Source organism: Salegentibacter maritimus (assembly GCF_016236915.1).
GTDB lineage: Bacteria > Bacteroidota > Bacteroidia > Flavobacteriales > Flavobacteriaceae > Salegentibacter > Salegentibacter maritimus.
The window spans coordinates 1-2,676 of record NZ_JAEHOK010000049.1; the positions used below are offsets into that span (position 1 = coordinate 1).

General features: G+C 32.7%; 2 protein-coding genes and 1 pseudogene. All 3 read left to right on the forward strand.

The window, feature by feature from the left end:
• Positions 1 to 519 (forward strand): Fic family protein (locus I6U49_RS16765; RefSeq protein WP_198629689.1); only part of this gene is annotated, 519 nt, incomplete at its 5' end.
• A 330-nt stretch (positions 520 to 849) separates the two neighbouring features.
• Positions 850 to 1,482: a CPBP family intramembrane glutamic endopeptidase gene (locus I6U49_RS16770; protein ID WP_198629690.1), complete on the forward strand. Its 633-nt coding sequence runs from the start codon at positions 850 to 852 to the stop codon at positions 1,480 to 1,482.
• Between the two features lie 39 nt (positions 1,483 to 1,521).
• Positions 1,522 to 2,660 (forward strand): annotated as a pseudogene (locus I6U49_RS16775) (IS3 family transposase).
• Positions 2,661 to 2,676 lie beyond the last annotated feature (16 nt).

Genomic DNA, 2,676 nt, shown 5'->3' on the forward strand with positions numbered 1-2,676 from the left:
TTTTTAATGAAAGATTTATTTGATTATTTGAAGAAATCAGAAGAAATAGAACTTATTAAAAGTTGTGTTTTTCATTATGAAATGGAATTCATTCATCCTTTTTTAGATGGTAATGGCAGAATGGGACGGCTGTGGCAAACCCTAATTTTAATGGAGAAATATCCAATTTTTGAATATATACCTTTCGAGACTTTAATAAGTAAAGATCAAGAAAAATATTACGCAGCCTTATCAAAAAGTGACAAAGCAGGAAATTCTACATCATTTATTGAATATATGCTTGATGTGATTGAAACATCATTAAATGAGTTATTAGATTTTAACCAACGTACATTTACAGAAAAAGATAGGCTCGAATATTTTGTTTCATTAAATAAAAGAGAGTTTACACGAAAACATTATATGGAAATATTCAAAGATATTTCAGGAGCAACTGCCAGTAGAGACCTTAAAAAAGGAGTGGAATTAAACTTATTTCAAAAAATAGGAGAAAAAAACAAAACAAAGTACAAATTATAACTGGGTACAACATCGGTTAAAGAAAATAGCTTGGGTTTAGCTAAAATTCTATATTTTAGAAGTCTAAATTAATCCTGGTTAAACGGACAAGCTAGCTCTTCCCTACTCGCTACTTCCTTTAACCAAAACCGTTCTACGCAATTTTTTTACATGAAAGAACTTTATAATTAAATATATAACTGGATAAAGCATCCAGATGAGGCTAGATTAACTTTAAGTTCAGGAGAAAAGATAAAAATAGTCTCAAAAATTTTAATGCTGGAATTCGTTATAGGGATACTATTTCTAGGACTAATTTACCTTATAGATTCTCATGTTTTAAATCTGGATATGCCATTGGATGATTCTCATTTAATAGTGATCTTCTTACTAATGGTTGTGATAGCTCCCATAATTGAAGAATTTATATTCCGATTCCCTCTAAAGTACAAAAGAAATTATTTAGCAAAATTTATAAACTTTTTATCTAAAGGACGGCTAAAAAAAAGGTGGGGTTCATTTTTTAAATATTTTTTATACTTGTCAGTTATAGTATTTGGAATGATTCACTTACCAAATTATAATAATAGCGAAACTCTATTTTTTATTATATCACCAATTTTAGTTGGTAGTCAATTAATTGGAGGCATTTTTTTGAGTTATACTAGAATAAAATTGGGATTTGCTTGGTCAATTCTCCAACATTCTACCTTCAATTTAATTATTTTATTATTTGGAATATTTATCTCCCACAACCAAATTATTACAGAAGAATCGAATGAAGACTTTTCAGTAAAAATTATTGAACAAGCTTTTGTGGACAAGAACAAAGCTTACTATAAAAGTAAATCTAATAAAGATACAATATTCTATATTGAAGCAAATGATATCAGTTTATCCAGCTTTATAGACTCCTTAAAATTAAAAGATCTTCACCATTTTGAAGATAAATGTGTAGCCTTCCCTAAAAATAAGACAGTTTAAAATTCGAAATTGTTAATTTTAAAAACGATAAACTGTCCGATGAAAAAAAGTAGATTTACAGAAAGTCAGATCATCAAGATCTTGAAAGAAAACGAACAAGGCCGAGCTGTTGGTGATATCGCTCGAGAACTGGGTATTGATAAAAGCACTATCTATTATTGGCGTAAGAAATATGGTGGAATGGAAACTAGTGAGCTAAAACGGCTTAAGGAGTTGGAAGAAGAAAATCGCAAGCTCAAGCAGATGTATGCCGATGCCAGTCTAGATAACCAAATGCTGAAAGATATACTGTCAAAAAAGTTCTAAGGCCTTCCGACAAGAAGCATAGAGCGGTTTATTTGATCAAGGAGTACCAGGTCTCCATAAAACGAGCCTGTAATGTAGTAGGTTTAACCCGTTCGATGTGGTATTATCAGACTAAGCGAGACGATTATGAGGTAATCGATAAACTTTCTGAATTGGCCACTGAGTTGCCCACCAGAGGTTTTGATGAATACTATAAACGAATACGTCGCGAAGGCCATAAGTGGAACCGGAAACGGGTATTACGAGTATACCGGCAGATGAAGCTTAAGCTAAGGCGCAAACATAAAAAGCGCATTACAGGTAGGGTAAAACATCCTTTAGAGACCACTGAACAATTGAATCAGGTTTGGAGTATGGATTTTATGTCAGATGTCCTTTCTGATGGCAGAAAGGTACGTGTCTTAAATATAATTGATGATTGCAACCGAGAAGTACTGGCTGTAGATCCAGGGTTGAACTATCCTGCTAGAAAGCTAGTGGAGACTTTAGAACAATTAGAAGAAGAAATTGGATTACCACAAACTATCCGTTGTGATAATGGCCCTGAGTTTATCTCTAAAACATTCAGTCAATGGTGCAATAGAAAACGTGTGGAAATACGGTATACCCAGCCAGGTAAGCCAATGCAAAACGGGTATATAGAACGTTTAAATAGATTTTATAGAGAAGATATATTAGATGCTTACTGGTTTAATGATTTACATCAATTGCGTTCTTTAAGCAATAAATGGATGGAAGATTACAATAATAACCATCCGCATCAATCCCTGGGCAATAAATCACCAAGGGAGTACAAACCTCGATTCGGGGAAGAATTCTTCCCCGAATCGAATGATATTAATGAAAATTTATTGAATTTAGCCCTGTCTTAAATTGGGGAAGGCTACA

Bases quoted from the DNA above. Each gene is read 5' to 3' on its own strand.
- I6U49_RS16770 (WP_198629690.1), top strand. From the start codon at position 850: ATGCCATTGGATGATTCTCATTTAATAGTGATCTTCTTACTAATGGTT.